The sequence below is a fragment of the Lacticaseibacillus boliensis genome, from assembly GCF_054784775.1.
In genome coordinates this window covers 1-3,882 of record NZ_BAAIHN010000069.1, presented here as the reverse complement: position 1 = coordinate 3,882, position 3,882 = coordinate 1, and the positions used below count along the sequence as shown (strand labels likewise).

Genomic DNA, 3,882 nt, shown 5'->3' with positions numbered 1-3,882 from the left:
TTCGCAATCAAACCAATTTCTTCAATCGCATCTACCAATTAACTGCCTAAAATAACAAAAAGCCTCCTATCATGGAGACTTTCCTAAAAGATAAATTTATTCTTCAACACCAGTTGACGCAGAGCCACAAAAAGACGCCACGTTTGCATCCCTTCTTCGACCTGATGGGATGCGCGCGTGGCGCCTAGCTGCCCGGTGGCAACAAAATTAATTTTCTCTAGGATAACATGTCACAAAAACTGACGCAAGCGCTTGCTTGTACGATGACGAGATGCTACGCTGATGAGAACTGACGATAATCGAGATGGAAAAATGACCTGGATAACTTTTATCATTGTCTGCCCGCTGGTCGGCTTGGCAGGCTTTGTCGACGCGATCGCCGGCGGTGGCGGTTTGATCTCGCTGCCGGCGTATCTGCTGACCGGCATTCCCGCGCACATGGCGATCGGGACCAACAAACTCTCTAGCGGCATGGGCACGCTGGTGGCAACCGCAGAATTTGCACGCAGCGGCTACATCCGCGCCAAGCTCGCGCTACTGGCCATTATTTGTGCAATCATTGGCGCCAATACCGGCTCGCACCTCGCCTTGTTGCTGTCCGATCACTGGTTTCGCCTGCTCCTGCTGGCCGTGCTGCCACTGACGGCGGCATACCTGCTATTACATAAAAGCGCCTTAGCGACAACGCCAACGGCTCCGCTTTCCCCGACAAGAACAACGGTCTACACCGGTCTGATCGCCGTTGTCCTTGGTGCTTACGATGGCTTTTACGGGCCAGGCGCCGGGACGTTCATGTTGCTGGCGCTCACCGCCTTGGCGCACCTGCCTTTGCACGACGCTGCCGGCACCACCAAGGTCATCAACTTGACGACCAACCTTACCAGTCTGGTGGTGTTCTTGTTCAACGGCAAGGTCTATCTGCTACTGGGACTGACTGCCGGCGCCTTTTCAATTCTCGGCAATCATCTCGGTGCCACTTACTTCAAACGCTTCGGTGGTCGCGGTGCGCGGCCGCTGATCTTGCTGGTCTTGGCGATCTTTTTTGGCAAAACAATCTGGGATCTCACTCATTGATATCATACGTGGTGTATGATATCAATGAGTTTTATTTTGCCTTAACAACGCCACCAGTTTCTCAAACACCGGCTGAACGTCTCCGGGATGGGCCAGCCGCCAGCTCAGCGTACGCAAGGCAATGTCTGCGTAAAGCCCTGCGTGATACGCATCTTCTGCGACACACTGCTTAATAAATAGTTGTTTAAGTTGGGCGCTGAGGTCGCCTGCAGGGTCATGGATCGTCAATAACAGCTCCACCTGCTTGGCTTCTGGCGAAAGCGCCTTGACTAGCGCGTCGAGCTGGCCGATCTCGTCGGGCAGGTTACGTTCTACGATCAGGATCAGCCGCCCGACTTCGCGCTCCAGCCAATCGTTTTTATCCAGATAATATTGGTAATACGTCGAGCGGGTAATGCCTGTTTGCCGGCAGATCATTGAGACGTTGATCGCGCTGAATGGCTGCTGGTTGAGCAGCGTATACATGTTGCGCTGGATCGCGGCGAGCGTCCGGCGGGTGCGCAAGTCTGACATGAGCGACACTTCCTTTCACGCTCAATTGTAACCCAAAGTTTTACAATCCTTTACCCCAAAATTCGCGGTCTTTGTTTTTGCAACCGCTGGCTAAGCGTTGTTATAATTAGTGTTGTTAGGTCAAGACGTCGCAACTGTCAATTCGCATAGGAGGATCCATATGCAATATTCACAGACCAAGACTATTTTGAACCAACTCGTTGCCGATCTCAGCCAGATGGCCGCCGTCATTCACCAGACCCACTGGTACATGCGCGGCCCCGAATTCCTGTTCTTGCATCCGCTGATGGATGAATACATGGAAGAGATCAACGACCAACTCGACGAAGTCTCCGAGCGCCTGATCGCCATCGATGGCGCGCCGTATTCAACGCTCGAAGAATTCGCAGAACACACCGGCATCCAATCCGTGCCTGGTAGCTATGATGCCAGCACCGACGAACGCTTCGCGCGCCTGATCGCCGGCTATCGCCACCTGGAAAAAGTCTATCAAGAAGGCATCGACGTCGCCGGCCAAGAAGGCGATGACTCGACCCAAGACATCCTCACCGGCTTCCACACCGCGGTGGAAAAACGCATCTGGATGCTGTCTGCCCAACGCGGCCACGCCCCAGAAATTGATGATTGATCTGCTTTTCACGGCTCGCTGTTGCGGGTCGTTTTTATTTGTGAAACCGGCTTTGCAACCGATTGCGGCGCATGTTAGCATGGGGATATGTGAAGGAGTCTAAAACTATGCCAACTCGTCGTAAACATTCCCGTTCTGATATCATCCTCATGATCTCAGCCGTCATCTTCATCATTGGTGCCGGATTCGTGCTGAACACCCACTCCAAGAATATCAAAGAGGCGCGCCAAGAACAGCGTGCCAAATCTAGTTCTGCAGCCCATAAGAAGGCCACCTCACAAAGCGCCAAAAAAGTCGCCACGATGAAAACCGTCGACTGGAAGAAGCCTTCGCAAACCTACGCCTACCCCACGGTGACCAAGGACGATCCCGTGGTCTTACACGTCGATTTGAAGACCCAGCGCATCCATATCACCCAAAACAGCAAGCGCGTCTACACGATGTATTGCTCATCTGGCATGGATCACGCGACGCCGACCGGTACGTTTCACATCATCGATCGCGGCAAGACATTTTATAACCCCAAAGACAAGATGGGCGCCAACTACTGGACCAGCTTCAAAGGCAACAAATACTTATTCCACAGCGTCCCCATCGATAAAGACGGCCACTACATCGTCAAAGAAGCCCAATACCTCGGCAAACGCCCTAGCTCGCACGGCTGCATCCGTCTGAGCATCCCCGACGCCAAGTGGATCAACGAACATATCCCGTCAGGCACCGAAGTCATCATTAAATAGGAAAACGCTCGACTCCGCGCGTGAGTCGAGCGTTTTTTGCGTTTGTGACAAAAGTTTCCGAATACCGCCACGGCCGGGAAAATCGGCCGTGCTCCCAGGAAACGGCACACGACAAATTATTAAATTGGCGCGAGGAAGCCGCGACCTCCTTGAGACGACTGCCCTAAACGTTTCATCGCGAATATGACCAATTCGATGAAACGGCCAGAACCGCGTAATACTGCGTCTTTTCAATGATAGCCGCGCAAATTTAAATATTTGTCGTGTGCCATCCTCTGGAAGTACGGCAATTTTCCCAAAAAACCACGACCGTCTCATCGTTAAACGACAAGACGGTCGTGGTTCATTCATCCATTCAAGGCTCAATAGTCGACATGCCAGCTCGTTTCCCGCCTAAACCGTTCACCGGCGCGTTACCGATCGACAAGCACTTCAAGCCCACGGGTGAAACAGCCCGTGGGCATGGCATCTAGCCGCAGATGGCGCCTGACAAGCACGCGATTACTGCCGCCTTACCTCTGCAGGTATTTGTTCCACCACAACCAGCAACCTAAGGGTCGGCACGCTCGTCGCCACGGTACACGCCGCCGTAAACGATAGTACCGACCAACGACGCCCTATACAGGTCGCACTACCTGTATAGGGCGTTTTTTCGCCAGACACAAAAAAAACGGAACCCTGATTATCAGGTCCCGCCCGCCGGCTTACAGCAGGGCACTACTCCCACTGCGGCTTTCGACTTGGTTCTATCTCCGAACACATGATAACATGTTTGTTCAAACTGCATCTACTTTTAAAGTGACGGATTTACAATTCAAGTGCAACAAATTAGTCAAATAGAAAAGACTCATAGCCTGAGTCCTTGTAAAATGGAATCACCACAAGACCAACTACAAGGAGAACTCGACTATGAGTCCGTACACCCAT

At 52.4% G+C, this 3,882-nt stretch carries 4 protein-coding genes; 3 read left to right on the top strand and 1 reads right to left on the bottom strand.

The annotated features are described in order from the left end of the window. Positions 1-312: 312 nt before the first annotated feature. The gene (locus tag ACYVRB_RS14100; RefSeq protein ID WP_461216050.1) at positions 313-1,074 is read left to right on the top strand and encodes a sulfite exporter TauE/SafE family protein; all 762 of its coding nucleotides are present in this window, start codon (positions 313-315) and stop codon (positions 1,072-1,074) included. A gap of 21 nt (positions 1,075-1,095) precedes the next feature. Here ACYVRB_RS14100 and ACYVRB_RS14095 read toward each other — a convergent pair whose 3' ends face one another. Further along, positions 1,096-1,587, bottom strand: coding sequence for a TetR/AcrR family transcriptional regulator (locus ACYVRB_RS14095; RefSeq protein WP_461216049.1), 492 nt, complete (start codon positions 1,585-1,587; stop codon positions 1,096-1,098). Positions 1,588-1,747: 160 nt separating this feature from the next. Between ACYVRB_RS14095 and ACYVRB_RS14090 the strand changes: the two genes are divergently transcribed. Both ACYVRB_RS14090 and ACYVRB_RS14085 read left to right on the top strand, forming a co-directional pair. Beyond that, on the top strand, positions 1,748-2,215 hold the full coding sequence (locus tag ACYVRB_RS14090) for a Dps family protein (protein WP_461216048.1): 468 nt from the start codon (positions 1,748-1,750) through the stop codon (positions 2,213-2,215). 107 nt (positions 2,216-2,322) lie between these two features. Continuing rightward, the gene (locus tag ACYVRB_RS14085) at positions 2,323-2,955 is read left to right on the top strand and encodes a L,D-transpeptidase (RefSeq protein ID WP_461216047.1); all 633 of its coding nucleotides are present in this window, start codon (positions 2,323-2,325) and stop codon (positions 2,953-2,955) included. Positions 2,956-3,882 lie beyond the last annotated feature (927 nt).

Excerpts from the sequence above, each read along its gene's own strand:
- ACYVRB_RS14100 (WP_461216050.1), top strand. The coding sequence starts at position 313 with ATGACCTGGATAACTTTTATCATTGTCTGCCCGCTGGTCGGCTTGGCA.
- ACYVRB_RS14085 (WP_461216047.1), top strand. The coding sequence starts at position 2,323 with ATGCCAACTCGTCGTAAACATTCCCGTTCTGATATCATCCTCATGATC.
- ACYVRB_RS14095 (WP_461216049.1), bottom strand. The coding sequence starts at position 1,587 with ATGTCAGACTTGCGCACCCGCCGGACGCTCGCCGCGATCCAGCGCAAC.
- ACYVRB_RS14090 (WP_461216048.1), top strand. The coding sequence starts at position 1,748 with ATGCAATATTCACAGACCAAGACTATTTTGAACCAACTCGTTGCCGAT.